At 41.9% G+C, this 18,322-nt stretch carries 14 protein-coding genes; 10 read left to right on the forward strand and 4 right to left on the reverse strand.

What is annotated here, in order from left to right:
* Positions 1 to 187: 187 nt before the first annotated feature.
* Entirely contained in the window at positions 188 to 748 is a 561-nt protein-coding gene (locus L2747_RS05115; protein ID WP_248998011.1) for a CBS domain-containing protein, read from the forward strand.
* A 134-nt stretch (positions 749 to 882) separates the two neighbouring features.
* Here the strand turns inward: L2747_RS05115 and L2747_RS05120 are convergent, their stop codons facing one another.
* Positions 883 to 2,403: an EAL domain-containing protein gene (locus tag L2747_RS05120; RefSeq protein ID WP_248998012.1), complete on the reverse strand. Its 1,521-nt coding sequence runs from the start codon at positions 2,401 to 2,403 to the stop codon at positions 883 to 885.
* 676 nt (positions 2,404 to 3,079) lie between these two features.
* On the opposite strand from L2747_RS05120, the gene L2747_RS05125 reads away from it, so the two are divergent.
* Entirely contained in the window at positions 3,080 to 4,081 is a 1,002-nt protein-coding gene (locus L2747_RS05125) for a lipid A deacylase LpxR family protein (RefSeq protein WP_248998013.1), read from the forward strand.
* A gap of 19 nt (positions 4,082 to 4,100) precedes the next feature.
* On the opposite strand, the gene L2747_RS05130 is transcribed toward L2747_RS05125, so the two are convergent.
* Positions 4,101 to 4,916: a hypothetical protein gene (locus L2747_RS05130; protein WP_248998014.1), complete on the reverse strand. Its 816-nt coding sequence runs from the start codon at positions 4,914 to 4,916 to the stop codon at positions 4,101 to 4,103.
* A 361-nt stretch (positions 4,917 to 5,277) separates the two neighbouring features.
* Here L2747_RS05130 and L2747_RS05135 point away from each other — a divergent pair, with 361 nt between their 5' ends.
* Entirely contained in the window at positions 5,278 to 7,434 is a 2,157-nt protein-coding gene (locus L2747_RS05135) for an LruC domain-containing protein (RefSeq protein WP_248998015.1), read from the forward strand.
* Positions 7,435 to 7,447: 13 nt separating this feature from the next.
* Positions 7,448 to 7,963, forward strand: coding sequence for a hypothetical protein (locus L2747_RS05140; RefSeq protein ID WP_248998016.1), 516 nt, complete (start codon positions 7,448 to 7,450; stop codon positions 7,961 to 7,963).
* Positions 7,964 to 8,130: 167 nt separating this feature from the next.
* Here L2747_RS05140 and L2747_RS21395 read toward each other — a convergent pair whose 3' ends face one another.
* Both L2747_RS21395 and L2747_RS05145 read right to left on the reverse strand, forming a co-directional pair.
* Complete coding sequence (locus L2747_RS21395) at positions 8,131 to 8,259, reverse strand: hypothetical protein (protein ID WP_283107187.1); 129 nt, start codon at positions 8,257 to 8,259, stop codon at positions 8,131 to 8,133.
* 58 nt (positions 8,260 to 8,317) lie between these two features.
* Positions 8,318 to 9,019, reverse strand: a complete 702-nt coding sequence (locus L2747_RS05145) for a hypothetical protein (RefSeq protein WP_248998017.1) — start codon at positions 9,017 to 9,019, stop codon at positions 8,318 to 8,320.
* A 681-nt stretch (positions 9,020 to 9,700) separates the two neighbouring features.
* Between L2747_RS05145 and L2747_RS05150 the strand changes: the two genes are divergently transcribed.
* The 6 genes from L2747_RS05150 to L2747_RS05175 all read left to right on the forward strand — a co-directional run bounded on the left by L2747_RS05150 (position 9,701) and on the right by L2747_RS05175 (position 18,117).
* On the forward strand, positions 9,701 to 10,342 hold the full coding sequence (locus L2747_RS05150) for a hypothetical protein (RefSeq protein WP_248998018.1): 642 nt from the start codon (positions 9,701 to 9,703) through the stop codon (positions 10,340 to 10,342).
* 120 nt (positions 10,343 to 10,462) lie between these two features.
* Positions 10,463 to 11,095 (forward strand): CIA30 family protein, encoded by a 633-nt coding sequence (locus L2747_RS05155; RefSeq protein ID WP_248998019.1) that lies wholly within the window; start codon positions 10,463 to 10,465, stop codon positions 11,093 to 11,095.
* Positions 11,096 to 11,107: 12 nt separating this feature from the next.
* A complete protein-coding gene (locus L2747_RS05160) occupies positions 11,108 to 11,743 on the forward strand; it encodes an HAD family hydrolase (protein ID WP_248998020.1) in 636 nt (211 codons plus the stop codon).
* 468 nt (positions 11,744 to 12,211) lie between these two features.
* Entirely contained in the window at positions 12,212 to 13,342 is a 1,131-nt protein-coding gene (gene rsgA / locus L2747_RS05165) for a ribosome small subunit-dependent GTPase A (protein WP_248998021.1), read from the forward strand.
* A gap of 178 nt (positions 13,343 to 13,520) precedes the next feature.
* A complete protein-coding gene (locus L2747_RS05170; protein WP_248998022.1) occupies positions 13,521 to 15,254 on the forward strand; it encodes an alkaline phosphatase family protein in 1,734 nt (577 codons plus the stop codon).
* Between the two features lie 625 nt (positions 15,255 to 15,879).
* Complete coding sequence (locus L2747_RS05175) at positions 15,880 to 18,117, forward strand: acyl-CoA dehydrogenase (protein WP_248998023.1); 2,238 nt, start codon at positions 15,880 to 15,882, stop codon at positions 18,115 to 18,117.
* Positions 18,118 to 18,322 lie beyond the last annotated feature (205 nt).

The following is an 18,322-nucleotide window of genomic DNA, read 5'->3' on the forward strand; positions in this document are numbered from 1 at the left end:
CTACGCAGAAAAAATTACCGAGCAAAAAACAACCTATAGTTAACAACTAAGACAAAAAAGTAACTAAAATTAATTGTGATTCATCTTTATTGACCAATCCCTACTACAGGAATAGGTTAATAAACATATGGAACAGAGATCACATTTTGCCATCTCCGTCAGCCATAAATATTCATGGAGCATACTGATGAGAAACCTAGAATTATTTAGCACAGCCTCAATTGACCATTTAATGTGGTCACAAAAAGAATACTCAGCCAATCTCGACTCACCTGCCCTCTCAATTTTCACTGATTTTGACCATTCTCAGCCTATGGTTATCGATTCTTCAGCAAGCGCTGTAGATACCGCTGAGATCATGGTTAAGACCCATGCTTTTATGCGTCTAGTTGTTGACACAACCAATCGGTTTCTTGGGATCATTACTCAATATGAATTGTCACACAGCAAGATGATGAAATTAGCGACCAAAAACTCAATGCATATTAACGACCTTCAAGTTACCGATATGATGGTTGCAAGAGAAGGCTTAATGGCGCTGGACTATCATCAAGTCGCCACGGCAAAAGTTAGTGATGTCGTTAGAGCTTTAGAGGAAAACGGGCTACATCACATGTTAGTTATTGACCACGAGTTACACCATATACGTGGCCTTATTGCAGCGAACGACGTCGCCAGAAAGTTAAACATTCCAATTGATATTCATCAGCCACCATCATTTTCACAAATCTTTAAGGCAACAAGATAGTAAATATGTGACTTTTGTTCGCCACTTTGGCTACATGTCACGACCATATATTGCTAGCGCAACAAAAAAGCCCTATTACATATTCGTTGCAATAGGGCCTTTTTAAGTTAGATACTGACTAAATAACTCTTTATTTAGTCAGTAAGCATCAAATCTGTTGCTGTTAAGGCTTTTGAATAAAGCCAACCTTGATGCAAGTGTACGCCGAGTGAGCTCAAGATATCGGCCTGAGTTTGAGTCTCGACCCCTTCTGCAATTACATCAATATCAAGTTCTTCGGCTATCGCTATATAAGACAATATTAAAGACAGTTTGCTACCAGCGCAGCCTAAACGACTAACAAATTGCTGGTCTATTTTAAGGTAATCGAATTCCAAGTTTTGTAGCCATAAATTACCACCATAGCCCGTACCTACGTCGTCTAGCTCAACTTTACAACCTAGCTCCTGACAAACAGCAATAAACTCTCTCAGCTTATTCCAGTCTGAAATTGGGATCCGTTCGGTCAATTCAAAGCTTAAATACTCTACCGGATACCCTTCAGCTGCAAGATCTTGTAAAAATGCCCCCATTTGTCCTAACTCAATTTCTTTAGCGCTTATATTAATACTGCACCAAGCTAAGCCTTTGCCATCAAGTTTGCTATGCAACTCTGTTAGCGCGGTAGTAACGACCCATCGAGTCACTTTAGGCATTAATGGTGACAGCTCTAATTCACCGATAAAGCTAGCGGTATTCTTAGTTGTTCCATCTTGGCTACGCCACCTTAAAAGTGCTTCAACTCCTAATGTTGAACTGGTTGCAGCATCAACTATTGGTTGATAAACGAGGTAAAACTCATTTCTTTTTAATCCTTGAGCGAAGTTTCGATACAACAAAACTTGGGTTAATATCCCTCTTAGTAAAAATCCACTCAGTAGAATCATTGCTAGTGCAATGATAGACACAAAAAAGTAATGTAATCTTAATAGCTGTTTATATTGGTTATTCAGGCCAAATTGATAACGCAGATCCGTAGTGCCTGACTTAAACTCAACAAGCTCACTATCAAACTTATCGACATTAAATCTTAGTAACTCTTTACCGTTTGCTAAATGTACAATCAAACCACTACAGAGTTTACTGCCCGCTAAAATATCAAGTTGATCTTGAATTGTCTCAGTACTAACAAACAGTCTGTATTGATCTGCACGCTTTCCTAGATAAATCGGTTCAACCGCATTTGAGGAGTTAGCTTTAACTGGCTGATACAAATCAAGGCCTAACTCATTCGATTGATAAATATGGTTATAATGAGGACCAAAGGCGCGAGTCACCCCCAGCGCCGAACATATAAGCGGCTCGTCAGTAAACTTTAACCAAACAATATCTTGCTCTTGTGACGTTAAAATATAGTTTCTTAGCGTATCAACTAGCTCAGCGGAACAGCCTGCTGTCGTCAGGTTTTTTAACTTACCTTGCAAGTCAGTTAAATGCTTATTCGCTGCAGTAAGCCCAGCCAAATATGAGTTATCAAGCCTTACCACTTTAGCTGAAAATGTTTTATATAAACGGTAATGCACCATGTAATACGAAATCACATTACAGAGCAGAACCATAGCAATAAAGAGCCACGGAAGGTTTACCTTCATAGCTTTATTGATAATCGTAGGCATTAATGTACGGCCAATTTAAATAGATAACAGGAACGTAAAATCCAACGTCGAACGTATCAGGTACATTCGACACCCAACATTAGCAATACACAAAGATTAAGAACCTAAAACCAAAAGCCTAATGTAATGCGCTAAATTGCAGTGACTAAAAAGCCACCATTTTAAGAGGGCGCGAATCTACGCCTGTTCAAAAACAAGGTCAACTATAATTTGTTTAAAAACAGAGCGGATTCACAGTCATGAAATTTAATGTACACGTAAGGCTTTTTATCGACAAACACATCAATGACAGCCGCAGCCAACCCAGAACTAAAGATAACAATTTCAATCAGTTAAGTAAGTTCATGTTGATTTATCCACTCTTTAATAGTTACAAAACTAAAGTTAATCAGCAGCATAAAAACCCTAATAATTTAGAAATAACTCCAAAACAATCCAATAAACAACGTAAAACCAAAAATAACAGAATAAAAAACTAATAAGTAAATACTGAACTTGATAAACATCAAACAAATCAATTAAATAAGCCAACACTAATGTTTAATTATGTCAGTTCAAAACTGTAAACAAATTTATTTGCACAATAAAACCCTTTAACGCTATGCTGGGTGGGTTAGTCTGAATGTAAAATTTTGCCTGAAATCATACATCCACACTAAACTTTGAGGAGCATACATTGGCCTTATTATTGCCGTTACGTTACCGCTCTCTAACCTTGTCTAGCGCACTACTGTGTTTGCCCCTCACCCTTTCCGCCTCTCAATGGCACCTTAGTTTTGATAATGATGTCGTTATTGGCCAAGATGGCGATTATTCCAATGGCTTTGTTTTAGGCTGGCAAGAATTACCACAAGCAGACTTTAGCCAAGCACCTTGGCCTTTTAATTGGCAAAAGCAGTTAAGAGCTACCACTGAAGGCACAAAACAAACTGTGCAATGGGGCGCTAAAATTTATCAAAGATTATGGACACCAAAAGAGATTGAATATGATTACGCCCAACCCTTTGATCGTCCCTATGCCGGTTTATTAGAGCTTGAGAGCTTTACCGGTAGTTTTAGCGAAATCTTAGCGCAAAAAAATTGGTTCAGCATTGGTGTTATAGGCCCAGCTTCCGGTGCACAAACGATGCAAGAGTTTGTACATAAAATAACAGATTCAACATCACCAAATGGGTGGAAATACCAAGTAGAAAATCAGCTCACTGTACAACTGGCTTACGAGGTCGATTCTTTGTTTACCAGACAGCCTGCCGGAAAAGATAGTCAGTGGGAGTTAAGTGGTTATAGCCATAATATGCTAGGCAATTTTCGCTCTGAGGCTAACTTAGGTCTAACGTTCAGATGGGGGGATGATTTAGCACAATCTTTTGGTCAATTGAGCAGCCACGATGGCCACTATGGCCAATACAGTAATAGCGCCCGCCAAAGGGGCAGCTGGACGGTATATGCCCGAGCACAAGCCGGTTACCGATTTAATGATTTGACCATAGATGGCTCTCTACCTTATGACTCTTACGTGCAGATTCAGCATCAACAGGCAAAAGCAAGCACCGGAGTGATTTGGGCTTTTCCCACTTGGTCAGTCAGTTGGAGCTTTGATTTATATACTAAAGAATATGAGTCAGACAGTGATAAATGGCATGGCTACGGCGTACTAAGTTACAGCAAGCAACTATAACTTAGTACGGGACACGAGATTAAAAACTGAAGGCCCAGCCTATTTGCGGGCCTTTTTCAATGAAATCCATCTCGTACTTGACTCCATCACGGTGTGAGTCATTGCCAATTTGTAAGTAACGATAACCGACCCAAACATTATGCAGGTGGCCAAAACGATATAAGGCGGTGGCATTAAAACCAAAATCTCTGTCGTTATCACCGTAGATCTTTGTATCTGCGCCTACTGACATACCCCACGATTCGGTAAACCAGTGGCGGTAAGTTGCCCCCACTAACCAATCGAAAAGGTGTTCATCTGCAACAGGAACCTCTGCGTTAATATTAATAAGTCCATCATACTTAAGCGGCGTAACGTTCAAATCAATCTTACTAAAAACATGCCGTACGCCCGTAAATAGTCTAAGACCTGGCGAAACCTCATAACCGGCGAGAAAGTCATTCACCGCTAAATGCATATCAGTCTCAATATTGTGCCCTGGAGAGATAATGCCACCGGTTATTGGCCCTTTTAGCCCCACTGTTTGACTATCGCTTTTTATCCTTAGGTAGTTAACCCGTAAGCTATAAAGCCAGTTACCTTTTTGTGCATAAAGCTCACCAATCACGCCAAAGTTAAGGTTATCGACGATGTTTTTAAAGGGGACATCAATATCAACCCGCTCAGTATCGGCAGAGATGGCTCCAGAGATGTCTGGCGCCCACACCATAGGAAAAGCAATAAGGTAGTTCCACTCATCTTCTTTAGGTGAATCAGGACCAATTTCATATACATCTTCAGCATTTGCCATACTGCTTGGTAGCAACATACACATTATCGCGGTCAATTTTCTCACTCACAATACTCCCAGTATTAAACATCCAGATTGTTACAAGCTGCAGCATATTGAGTCGAGTGTAATACATCTACATTAGATGCCCAAAGCGCTTATTTCGCTTAAGTATTTTAAGTTACCAACAACTTAATAAGCCGCTTAGTCGCTCTAGTTCACAACGTTATAAAACGACCTTCCACGGATAAATAAATCTCCACATTTTTAACAATAACAGTTTGTTTTTTTGATTTGCAAAATGCGAATGAAACGACAAAAGCAACAAACGAAAACACGTAAGCCATTGATATTAAATCACTACCATTATTGGCACAGCTTATGCTTTATCAAGATACATTGATAACAAGACTGTGAGAGATGCATTATGAAAATATCCAAGAAGATCCCATTAAGCTGCTCCCCGTTAATTTTAAGCGTGCTCATTTCAGCTAATGTCAGCGCATCAGACCCTTTTAGTGCATGTCCTACAGAGGCTTTTGTCATCCAGAAACAATCCAACACTCCTAAGAGTTATGGCGTTAACTTAGCCACTGGTAGTTATGTGGAGCTCTCTGATGATATGGGGACTGGCAGCGGCTACAACGGTGTAGGTTTTAACTATCACGACAACTATTTATATGGTTGGGATTATGCCTCAGGCTCTTTAGGTCGTGCAGGTGACGATTATCAAATTGTTGCTCTAACCGTTAACAAAGACGCATCATCAGCCTCTGCCGGGAACTTTTATGTGGGTGATGTCGCGATTAGCGAGAACACTTGGTACGGCTACAGTAAAGGTAAAGGCTTATTCAAAATCCCTCTTGATAACCCCGCTAGCTATAACATGACATTAGTACCTGGCAGTAAAAATAATGCCACCTACAATATTACCGATTTAGCTTTTCATCCGACAGACGGTTACATGTACAGTATCAGCAATGGATCTACCGGTAAGCTACTGCGTATTGACCCAAGCTCAGCAGAAGCAACTAATTTAGGTACAGTTATCACCTCAACCTCGGGTAACTTTATCTTTGGCGCACAATTCTTTGACCCAGACGGTAATCTTTACGTCAGCAACAACAGTAACGGTAATATCTACAAAGTAAATGTCGACTCTCCTTCACCAAGCGCAGTACTATTTGCTTATGGTCCATCCTCTTCAAGTAATGACGGCGCACGCTGTGCATTAGCTGAAGTCGTAGTGGGTGACACTGTCGACTTTGGTGATGCTCCAGACTCCTACGGCACCTTGTTAGCCTCTAACGGTGCTCGACACACAATTAGTAATAGCTTGTATCTTGGTAGCAGCGTCGATAATGAATCGGACGGTTATGCCTCTCCTCTGTCAGATGATGCTAGTGATAATGCAGACGATGAAGACGGGATCTCCATGCCAACAGGCTTTGAGCTAGGTGAAACCGCAATAATTCTAGTGGACGCCACTGGTGGTGATGGATTTCTTAATGCCTGGTTTGATTGGAACCAAAATGGTGAGTTTGACTTAGAAGAGCAAATAATCCTTGGTGAACGTATTGATGATGGTCAAAACACACTCAGCATTGAAGTTCCAAGCTGGGCAAAAGCAGGACCTACTTGGGCACGTTTTCGTTTAAGTACTCAACGAGACATTACGCCTACAGGTGGTGTCGGCGATGGTGAAGTCGAGGATTACGCCGTTAATTTAACAGAAACTGGCGTCACCATTAATTACTACCCTTCATCTTCAACCTTTACCACCCTTGCCTATGAGGATCTTTATCCTGACCAAGGTGACTTTGATATGAATGATGTCGTCGTACAATTACGCATCATTGAGTATGTTAAAAATAACAAGGTAAGACGCATTGGTTTTGAAGCGCAGCTAGCTGCAATGGGCGCAGCGTATCACAATGGTTTCGCGGTTCATTTACCAGGAGTTAGCCGTGGAAAAATCAAAGAGTCTCTTATTAGTTGGTCGATTGATAATATCGAGCAAACAGAGTCACCTTTAGAAACTGGGCAAACCAATGCGGTATTTGTGTTTACTCAAGATCTATCTGACTACGTCACCCTCGAGCAGGGCTGTGAATACCTAAGAACAGAAACTGGATGTGAAACCGCATTTAGAACTACTTGGTCATTAGATATTCCGTTTGATACACCTGTCGACGAAAGTATTGTGCCAGCTTTCCCTTATGACCCATTCATTTTCGCAACGCCAAATACTGACCATGGTCTAGCGGCAAAAAATGTTGTTGGAGCTAACCCGGGTCGTCAATTAGAGATCCACTTAAAAAACCAAGCACCTACAGATAAGTTCTCTACGAACTACTTTGGCGCTCGAGATGATGCTTCAAATCCTGGAGCCTCACAATACTTCCAAGATGAGAACGGCATGGCATGGGCAATTGAGATCCCTGTGGACTGGAAGCACCCTAAAGAGAAAGAGCGTTTAGACAATGCCTATACTGAGTTTGTTGACTTTGCAGCTGATAGCACAGGTAACACCAACCCGACTTGGTATGAAAATGCCGATGACTCACTAATTTTCAACAACTAAATTGGAGCATGCCATGAATATTCAAATCAACACTCTGTTTAATCGTCCTGTTAGCTTAATGGTATGTTGCGCGTTTCTTTTAACTGCATGTGGTGGAGGCGGAGATGATGACGGTGGAGCCCCTTCGACTCCAGCACCAGTAACCACAACTACGCCACCAACAACAACTACACCGGCTCCAGATCCTGCTCCGGATCCAACGTCACTAGATGATTTGATTGTGGACGCTGATAACAAGTTGCAATCGGCGTACACCTTACAAATCGATGTAGATAAAGGAAATACTAATCGCGGTTATTTTTCACTTTGCGATGATTATCAAGCTAATGGCACTGGTTACAAGGTTAACTTCAACTCTTGTTTATTTAGAGGACCACTCACTGACGGCAAACTGGCAAAACAAGTCAAAGTAGCCAATCACGCAAGTCAGTTAATTGCTGTTATTTGGTTCTACGATGGTCAAGCGCCTCAATTTGTAGAATGGCGTTATTTACAAGATGCGGACTCACAAGTACTTACTATGAATTAGTCCTATCGTCACCCGCAATAGCTTAATATCAAGTTTTGCTGCGATTCATTCTCCACTGGATCGCAGCTTTTTTGAATAAATCTGTCCCCCTCGAAAAAATGATCTTACCGCCAGAACTTAATCCATGCATTAAACAAAAAAAGACTGCGCGACTTTTAAAGCCTATCCTAGCTCGATGAATGCATACTTGTATTAAATTTAAGCTCAGCTTGAGTGTTAGCAAATTGCTGACTGCAGCCAAAAATTAAAATAAATAGCACCACTAAAATAATCGTAGCAGCTAAGTGTTTCATCATCGCTAAATACCTCTTACGCAAAAAAGCGCCCTTGGGCGCTTTCATACAATCATTTGGATTAGAAGCGGTAACCAACAGTAAACATCCAAGTGCCGAAATCTTTATTTTGCATATGGTTTTTACCTTTACCTATCGGAGTTGAACCACTGTTGCCATCAATATAACCACTAGCACTATAGTTAAGGTCGCGCGCACCAGTCTGGAAGGTATAGTGCAAGTTAAAGTTAACACCGTTATCTAAGTAATAACCCACACCAACCATTGGGCGCACTTCGGTATTACTCTTGCCTTTAATATTCATCCCTGCTTTATGAGCAACACCACCAGGGACGACTTCCTGAGCAGAAAAGCCTAGCGAGCCATCATATTTTGAAAAATCGGCGCCGGCCTTAACCGCTAAATGACCGCTTCCCAACTGAAATTGATAACCAAGATATAAAGTATGCGCCTTATATTTTTCTTTCTGATAAACAGATGCGTCTATTGTATGGAAATCCGCTCCACCGGGAAAAGCCTCGTCAATATTAAAGCTTGTTGATTGACTGTCTTTTTCTGTTTCGCCAGTGTAGGTATAACCTAAGATAAAGTCCTTATAACCGGCTTCAAGACCCGCTGCTACATTCGTGCCCATTGCCTTATTTTTAGATGCGCCAACCATAGGGTTAATTGTAAAGTCGCTTGCGGCAGCAATAGGTGAAACCGCAATAGCAGAAACAGCCACAACAGAAGATAATACGCAAGTAAGTAATGCTTTTTTCATGATTCATTCTCTCTATATAAATAAACAAAGGCATCATGCCTGTGTTACCACTCCATCCTTTGAACGTGGTGATTGGTATTTATGAGGATTTGCCCCCAGCCTCAACGAATCGGTCATAACCGCTTAGGTCATCAAGGTCGCCGTTAAGATGAGCACATGGTAAAGAGAGCCGTTTCACCAAACATCATTAAGAAAATTGGTAAACAGTAGAAATCATTAAATCCAGAAATGTAATGCCGCTATACATAAAGCAGGCTTCAACCCTAGGTGCACTAAAACATGATTAAAATAGTCAACAGAGGTGTTGAACTCGAACATATTACAGGCAAACCTAAAATAGCCTAATCACATGGCTACACGGCATTGATTTACGGCAACAAAGAAACGAAATCTAAACTTAAAAAGTGAGGGGCTAAAGAAATAAAGCAGCGAAGAAATGAAATGACACTCAATCCCAATTCACTCTGTCCAGTCGCCGTAGCGATGCATAAACAGATTGGGGGCCATCCTTGGCTAGAGAGTCCATGAAGCTTTAGAAAGTCATTAATCATTCAATTAACGCAGTCTGCCTGCTTAACAATTACTAAAAAACTCACGGGCTCTTAGTATTGGTTAGTAATATTTGGAAATGAATAAAAACAAGGTAATATGAAACTACAGGTATGCCAACATGGAGTCCTAATGGCAACAACTCTTTCGTCTAAAGCACAAGCTGAACTCGGTAGCTTAATGGTTAATACGCCAGAGCTTATTCACCTCCTTTCTCTGCTACCAAAAGAGAACTTAAGCGAATACCCGCTACTGCAAAAAGAGCTAACGAGTAAGCATCCTAATAGTAAAAGCTACAACAAAGCGCTAAAAGATAAAGTTTTCACTAAAGAGGAGTTTAGAGACCGTATCTTTGCCAGGCTGGATGTTTTTGCCTATGAAATGGCAATTAACCTCAATACTGATTATTTAATTGAACGCGTAAGCTTGATCGTAGGTAACGATATCGCTCGCATTGATGAACTGGAGATCAATGAGATCGGCGCCGATGTACTACAACGAATTTTGACTGATTTGAGTACTGACGTTTGTAAGCAGATCCAGCCTAAAGGCGACCATCCATTTCTTGCTGAACGTGGACGCATTGACCATAATTTTTGGCGTCATGCAGACAAAGCCTATAACGCATACATTGATGGCTATAATACCCAAGCCTCTTTAGATGCTTGGTGCCAACTCAACCTCCATACTCGGTGCCCTCAAAGCTTTATCCGTTGGCTTAAAGCCTACGGTAACCCTGCTGAAATAGCAGAATGGATGAGCTATGTAAGCTAAATTGACGTTCAAAAATAGCCACACCTCAGTGTGGCTTTTTTATTTTGGCGTAGCACTATAAACCTTTTGTGCATTTGTTTCGTAATCAATATCAAACCAAGCTTTTAGCAAGGTAAAAACATGCAACCGATAGTGAAGCCGTTGCCAAAGATGTATAGTGATTTGGCACAAAAACAACATCATAATAAAAAATCTATTTACTCAATTTTGGTCATGGCGGTACTTTTGATTATGACAACCCATTATCCAAGCAATGCTCAAGCACAAGAGTTTGCGTTAGCACTCAATCAAGCATCTCAATGGCGAATGATTAACGACACAGTAATGGGTGGCATATCCGCAAGTAGACTTACTATCGATAAGGGCACTGCCACTTTTTCGGGCACTTTATCGTTAGAACAAAATGGCGGTTTTGCTTCCACTCGCACATCATTATCAACACCGGTTACCAGTGACATAAACATGATCCGCTTGCAGGTCAAAGGCGATGGTAGAGATTATCAATTAAGACTTAGAATCGATAATCAATGGGATTCTTTTGCTTACTCGAGCTCTTTTCACACCCAAAAAAACAGTTGGATAACCCTGCTGCTCAGCCCTAGTGACTTTACCGCCGTGTATCGAGGACGCAGCGTTGATGCGCCCGCACTTAACTTCAACAATATTAAACAACTGGGCTTTTTAGTCGCCGACAAGCAAGCTGGTGAGTTCGAGCTATCGTTTAAAGAAATTAATTTCATCTGCGCAGATTAAGGATAATTCTGATTGAGCATAACCATCAATAGCCATGTCGATTTTAATCAAATCAAAGGAGTGATCTTTGATTTAGATGGCACCTTGGCAAACTCAAACCCAAATTTTGAAGGATTAAGAGCTGAGCTCGGTATCAAGCCCGGAACCGATATATTAAGCTACGTAAATTCAATCACAGAGCCCACTCTGGCAGAGCAAACACATGCCATAATCAAGCACTATGAGCTTGAAAGCTCACACGACGCTACCTGGATCGCTGGTGCGCAACAACTGATGGCATTTTTAACCAGCCTACGTATACCGCAAGCGATTCTAACCCGCAATATGCCAGAAGCCGCCCACATCACACTAGCCAACCTCGACTTAACAGTCGGCACTGATTTTGACCCATTGTTAACTCGTTTTGATGCCAAAGCGAAACCCCACCCAGAGGGCGTTGAACGGATCTGTGCAAAATGGCAAATCAAGCCTGCAAATATTTTATTTGTTGGCGATTATCTGTTTGATCTTCAAACCGCCAATAACGCTGGCACAAGAAGTGTTCTCTATACACCAAGCCTGATCCCAGACTACGCCAACCAAGCTGATATTGTTTGCAGCAGCTACCTAACACTCATTGACTATTTTCACTCTCAACTGCAAACATAATTTAAACAAAAACCGTAGGCTAAGGTTTAATACGTCTAGCACTCTATAACGGCCGTTATCCCCAAGAAAAATGTGAGAACGAGCACAAATTAAGTAACATTAATGATGCAAATCTCGCCTTGCAACTAAGGAGTTGCTAAATTACCTGCAAATCTTGTGTTGTTGCGTTTTACACAGCAAGCGAGCCTATTAACGATAGCTTTATAAATTGGAGAATTTGATGATTGTAGTAAACCCTAACTGGGCAGCTGCAGCACTTTAAGTACCCTCTCTTGTTAACAACAAGAGTCAGTATTAGGCATGTTTATCATGCAAGTCACTTGAGCGAGTTTGTATGATATTTATCATGCTTACCTATTCTGCTGACTTTTTAAAAGCGCTTTGCCCGGTACCGCACAACAATACCGGGAACTTATCTATTTAAAGTCCCCCAGAATCAATATTCAGGCGCTTTGCGCTGGGGTTTACATGACCAAATCAAATCGTTTTAACCACTTAAAATCAAACACTCTAACTAAAACAACTGCAGCTAGCAGTGCTCCTGTACAGGCTAAACCAATAGCGCTATTAAGAAGCTTAAAGCAAATGGGCTGGAACGGATTTTTTCAGCAGCAGCTTATTACAGAGTCACTAAATTATGCCTATGTTGCACGAGTAAGTGCCCACCACCGTAGTCAGTATCAACTGCTAACAGAGAGCGGCGAAACAAGCCTAGCTATCCATCAAGCTATGCCAGAAATGACGGTAGGCGACTGGGTACTTTTAGATGAACAACATAACTTTGTATCATTACTTGAGCGCAGTGCACTTTTTAGTCGAAAGGCTGCAGGCTCAAAAGTAGAGCAGCAGCTTATCGCCGCCAACCTTGACTGGGTATTTATCGTATCATCATTAAATGATGACTTTAATGTTAACCGTATCGAGCGTTATTTAGCCCTAGTGAATGAGGCAAAAGTCACGCCAGTTATTGTGCTAACTAAAGTTGATTTATGCGATGACTTAAGCCCATTTATTGAATCTCTGCGCGAGCTAGATGCAAACTTACTGATTGAAACCGTTAACGGTTTAGATAGTGAAAGCGCAAAGGCTTTAAGCAACTATTGCAGCGAAGGCAAAACAGTTGCCTTTATAGGCTCATCAGGCGTAGGTAAGTCGACCCTAGTTAACGCCATGCTTGGCGACGCAAGCCAGTTAACTTCGGATATTCGCCAAGATGACAGCAAAGGCCGCCATACTACCACAAGCCGTTCATTGCACATCACCGCCAACGGTGGTTTGTTGTTAGATACGCCGGGAATGCGTGAATTACAACTTGCTGATTGTGAAGAAGGCTTGCACGAAACCTTCGCCGACTTAGTCAAATATGCGCAGCAATGTAAGTTTATCGACTGCCAACATGAACAAGAGCCAGGTTGCGCAGTGCAAACTGCTATTGAAGCAGGCTTGTTAACCGAGCGCCGCCTACAAAGCTTTCAAAAGTTGATGCGTGAACAAGCGCTCAATGGCGCAAGCATTGCTGAGAAGCGGGCTAAAGGTAAAAGCTTAAGTAAAATGTATAAACGAGTTCAAGGGAATGCGCGAGCCAATAAGCGCGGCTGAGTTATCGAGCCGTGCTATCAAGTAGTGTTAACCACTAGAGGTAACAAGTTTTAAAACCGATAAAAAGGGCTATGAATTAGCCCTTTTTTAATACCTATTAGCCTTATATGGTGGATCTTTCCAAGTATGTAGTAAGCTTAATCAATACTTTTGAGTAGCACTAAGATAAGGAATTCAAATGCTAACATCTTGCAATCCTCTACCTACTTTAGCCAGATTCACCAGTATCAGTATGTTAACGCTATCTTTAGCCAGTGCGTTATTCGCTCATGATGCTATGGCTGAAACACCAAAGCTCATTTTACAAATTACGGTCGATCAACTGCGCGGTGACATGCTAAACCGCTATCAAGACAGATTTGGTGAAGGTGGCTTTAATTACCTACTCAATAAAGGCATTGTTTATCAAAATGCCCAACATGCTCACGCCAATACCGAAACCATAGTAGGCCACACAACCTTGTCTACTGGCGCCTACCCTGCTAATCACGGGATGGTCGGCAACGTGTGGTATGACCGCAGCCTAGGCCACTCTGTTTACAATATTGAAGATCCTCGTTATCCGCTACTGTCTGCCGACGGTGATGTAAATAAAAAGACAGAAATAGACCCCACTCAAAAAACCGCTAGTACCTCAGGTCGTTCACCAATGAACATTTTAGTATCGACTTTCAGTGATGAGCTAGCACTTAAAACCAATGGTAAGGCCAAAGTGTTTGGCGTATCAGTGAAAGATCGAGGCGCTGTAGCCATGGCTGGTCATGCAGGTAAAGCTTTCTGGTTTTCTAAAAAATCGGGAGAATTTGTCAGCTCAAAGTTTTATTATCAAGACTATCCAAACTGGGTAAAACAGCATAACGCCACGAAGCCAGCGCAACACTATGCCAATAAAACTTGGCAGTTAGCTAAACCGCAAAACAGCTATTTATTTGCCAACAACGATGATCAAGATTGGGAAGTTGCTTTTCCTGGTTTTGGGCGAACCTTTCCCCATCAATATGGCGCAGGCGACGGTAAGTACTTCACTACCTTTTTAACCTTAAGCCCCGCCGGTGATCAGCTCACCGCAAACTTTGCCAAATTACTCATAGAGAATGAAGCCATTGGCCAAGACGAGATCACCGACTATCTTTCGGTAAGCTTTTCATCTACCGACTATGTTGGTCATATTTTTGGTCCATCGAGCTTAGAAGCCGAAGATAATCTGCTTCACCTTGATAAGACCTTGGCCGACCTACTCAATTATATCGATAAAAAAGTCGGCTTAGATAATACCGTGATCGTACTTTCAGCCGATCACGGCAGTCCTGAGTCGCCAGAATACCTACAAAATATGGGCATAGATGCGCAATACGTAGACCCAAATAAATGGGAAACAGAAACAGCGATTAAAGCTGTTAAACAGCAATTTAAAATTGCCTCAAGCGATAAACTTATCAATAAGTTTCAAACGCCCTACTTATATCTAAATCACGTTACGCTAGCCAAATATCAGCTCAACCCCGAGCAAGTTCAACGTGCGGTGGCCAATGAAATTACTAAGTTACACGGTGTTGCCTTTAGCGCCACCAGCAGCGATATAAACAACAATCATTTACCTGATACCCGCGTAGCAAAGTTAGTTTCAAACAACCACCACCCTCAACGTTCAGGTGATATTTATATCGTGTTCAAACCCCATTATTTCATTAACGAATTTGATGGGCTAAGCGTGGCATCAAGCCATGGTTCACCTTGGCGATACGACACGTTTGTACCGCTTATTTTTGCTGGAAAAAACATTGACCAGCAGACGGTATCACGTACGGTAGAAACCGTTGATATTGCCATAACCCTTGCCACGATTGCAGATACAAAACAGCCCTCAGGCAGCGATGGTAATGTACTCATTGAAGTTATCGATCAAGATTAAATTCAAGTGAATTTTTAATAGCGAGGTAAATACAAACTTGCCTCGTTATTATTACCCTCCGCTTCATAATTGAATTAATAATAACGAAATTAATAGTATCGGAATTAATAGTTTCGAAATTAATACTGCCGTAATTGCCCCTCACACCCGCAGCGCCTATTAATGCCGCACAAGCAAAACTTCTAGACTGATTTCAACGCGATTTTGTTTGACTTAAATCTAGCTGTTCTCAACATAGTTAGGTAGCTGTTTCAGGCAATTTAAAATTCTAAAACTCAATCTTATTATCAGAGTTCTAACGCCACATTGTTAACTCATTAGCTATCATTTGGGGGGCGACTTTTGCTTAAATCTAACAAGCCTGTTTGATAACAGCATATGCAATTTCTACTATATTGATATATTTATGCAGTCTTTTTCACTAACAAAATCAATTTACTAAAAAATAAATTCATTTAAGCGTACACTCGTAAGCCTATGAAATTTTTAACCTAAAAGCACAAAACCAAACGCAAACCAAAACAAAATCCAAACAAGTGTTTAAATTTATCGTTTGAAAATTTGATCTGCGACTCATTTTGTGACGTAATGTGAGATATAACTTCTGGTCGGACGAGCATTTAATATGAGCATTAGAACTAAACTAAAAAAAGTACTGCCAAGCATTTCTACTACAGAGCAAGAGGCACTCGATGCCGGTGATGTGTGGTTAGAAGGTTCGATTTACCAAGGTGTACCAGACTTTGCAGCCCTGCGTGATATTCCTGTTGCAACGCTATCAAGCGATGAGCAAGCATTCCTAGACGGCCCAGTTGCTACCTTGCTTGAAATGGTCGATGATTTTGAGATCCAGCGCAGCAAGCATCTACCCGAAAACATTCTTACCTTTTTAAAAGAGAATAAGTTTTTCTCGCTTATCATTCCAAAGTCGTTTGGTGGTCTTGAGTTTAGCCCGTACGCCAACTCGACGATTGTGGCAACAATTGCCGCTAAAAGCTCTGCCGTAGCTGTTACCGTAATGGTGCCAAACTCACTCGGCCCGGGTGAGCTACTGATGCATTACGGTACCTCAGAGCAACAAAATTACTGGCTACCACGTTTAGCCAATGGTCAAGAGATCCCATGTTTTGCACTAACCAGCCCAGAGGCAGGTTCAGATGCTGGTGGCATTCCAGATATTGGTACCGTCACTATGGGTGAATACCAAGGTGAACAGGTACTTGGCTTAAGCGTTACCTGGGACAAGCGTTACATTACGCTAGCGCCTATTGCCAGCGTATTAGGTTTAGCCTTTAAGGTTGAAGATCCAAACGGCTTATTAGGCGGTAAAGAACAGCTTGGTATTACCTGCGCACTTATTCCAAAATCACATCCTGGAGTGCAGCTCGGTAATCGTCACGATCCTATGGGGATTCGTTTTTATAACGGTACTACCCGCGGCGAAAACGTATTTATTCCAATGGAATTTATCATTGGCGGCCAAAAGAATATCGGTCGCGGCTGGGCAATGCTAGTGGCTTGTCTAGGCGCTGGTCGCGGTATTTCACTGCCAGCACTGGGCGTATCAGTCAGCCAAGCATCATTTAAATCATCAGCGGAATACGCAGCAGTGCGTGAGCAGTTTGGTTTATCAATTGGTAAGTTTGAAGGTATTCAAGAAAAGCTTGCCGATATTGCCGGCAAAACCTATCTGCAAGAAGCAATGCGCGTACTCACAACCGAAGGGCTTGGTCTTGGGCTAAAGCCATCTGTTGTTACTGCAATAGCTAAATACCACATGACAGAGCTTGGCCGTGATGTACTCGATTCTGCGATGGACATTCAAGCCGGTAAAGCAATTCAATGTGGTCCGCAAAACACCTTAGCCTCTGGCTATGTGGCGCAGCCCATTGCGATTACCGTAGAAGGCGCAAACATTCTTACTCGTAACCTAATGATTTTCGGTCAAGGCGTGATGCGTTGTCACCCATACTTGCAATCTATGGTTGAGTCTATTCACTCAAACGAGAAAAGTGCTGACAAAGTCTTTAATGGCATCTTACGTAAAACCGTTAGCTACAGTGTGGGCAACAGCTTACGCGCCTTTAAGCTGGGTCTATTACCTTTTACCGCTTCAGCAGCATCAACTCTTGCCGAAGTGAAGCCTTACGAGCAATCAGTACATAAGCTTGCATCGAAGCTTGCTGTCTATGCTGACTTCTCATTGTTGGTACTTGGCGGCAAACTGAAGCAAGCCGAGATGCTGTCAGCCCGTCTTGGTGATGTAATGAGCTACTTGTACGCTGCGATGGCGTCAATTCGTTACTACGAGCAAAAGCTAACCGCTGCCGAGCGAAAAGAAGCCGCGGCTTACTTCCATTACGCGACTCGCTGGTCACTGTGCCAAGCTGAAAAAGCGTTACTAGACTTCTTAGATAACTTCCCATCATCAGCGACACGTAAGTTTATGCGTTTAATCACCGTGACTTACTCAGCTAAGATGCCAAAAATCAACGACGACCTAGTGCGAGAGTTAGCAGAGCAAGCGCAGTTAAATACCGAGTTTAAAAAGCATCTGACTCACCTCGTTAAGCCAATTGCCGGTGATGGCAACGACATTAACGAGCAAGCTTACCTTGCTAAAATCGAGTGTTTACCGCTATTGGCTAAAGTCAAAAAAGCAATTCGCGCCAAGACATTTAAGCCAGGTGTTCGCTTTGCACTCACCTTAGATGCCGCACTTGAGGCAAAAGTGATTAGCGATACTGAGCATAAATTGCTACAAGATTATAATCTTAAGCGTGAACGTGCCATCCGCGTCGATGAGTTTGATTTTGACCTCAATCTGATTAGCGACCGAGCAGAGCTTAAAATCGCTAACTAGTTGCTAATTCTGTAATCACTGCCCAGTAAGCAGTAATAGACCGTCACCCAAAAACCACCGCAAGGTGGTTTTTTTAGCTTCGAAATAAGCTAATTGGATTTTTGTTTTTGCTCGGTGTTATATGACAGTGAGTTCTAAATTGACGCTTCAGAGTGATTAATCGCCTGCAGCGGGTGCTGGACAGGATGTCCGAATGTCGTGATCA

It is taken from the genome of Shewanella marinintestina, from assembly GCF_023283845.1.
Classification (GTDB): Bacteria; Pseudomonadota; Gammaproteobacteria; order Enterobacterales; family Shewanellaceae; genus Shewanella; species Shewanella marinintestina.

Excerpts from the sequence above, each read along its gene's own strand:
- rsgA (WP_248998021.1), top strand. The coding sequence starts at position 12,212 with ATGACCAAATCAAATCGTTTTAACCACTTAAAATCAAACACTCTAACT.
- L2747_RS05145 (WP_248998017.1), bottom strand. The coding sequence starts at position 9,019 with ATGAAAAAAGCATTACTTACTTGCGTATTATCTTCTGTTGTGGCTGTT.
- L2747_RS05135 (WP_248998015.1), top strand. The coding sequence starts at position 5,278 with ATGAAAATATCCAAGAAGATCCCATTAAGCTGCTCCCCGTTAATTTTA.
- L2747_RS05140 (WP_248998016.1), top strand. The coding sequence starts at position 7,448 with ATGAATATTCAAATCAACACTCTGTTTAATCGTCCTGTTAGCTTAATG.
- L2747_RS21395 (WP_283107187.1), bottom strand. The coding sequence starts at position 8,259 with ATGATGAAACACTTAGCTGCTACGATTATTTTAGTGGTGCTATTTATT.
- L2747_RS05155 (WP_248998019.1), top strand. The coding sequence starts at position 10,463 with ATGCAACCGATAGTGAAGCCGTTGCCAAAGATGTATAGTGATTTGGCA.
- L2747_RS05170 (WP_248998022.1), top strand. The coding sequence starts at position 13,521 with ATGCTAACATCTTGCAATCCTCTACCTACTTTAGCCAGATTCACCAGT.
- L2747_RS05150 (WP_248998018.1), top strand. The coding sequence starts at position 9,701 with ATGGCAACAACTCTTTCGTCTAAAGCACAAGCTGAACTCGGTAGCTTA.
- L2747_RS05115 (WP_248998011.1), top strand. The coding sequence starts at position 188 with ATGAGAAACCTAGAATTATTTAGCACAGCCTCAATTGACCATTTAATG.
- L2747_RS05175 (WP_248998023.1), top strand. The coding sequence starts at position 15,880 with ATGAGCATTAGAACTAAACTAAAAAAAGTACTGCCAAGCATTTCTACT.
- L2747_RS05120 (WP_248998012.1), bottom strand. The coding sequence starts at position 2,403 with ATGCCTACGATTATCAATAAAGCTATGAAGGTAAACCTTCCGTGGCTC.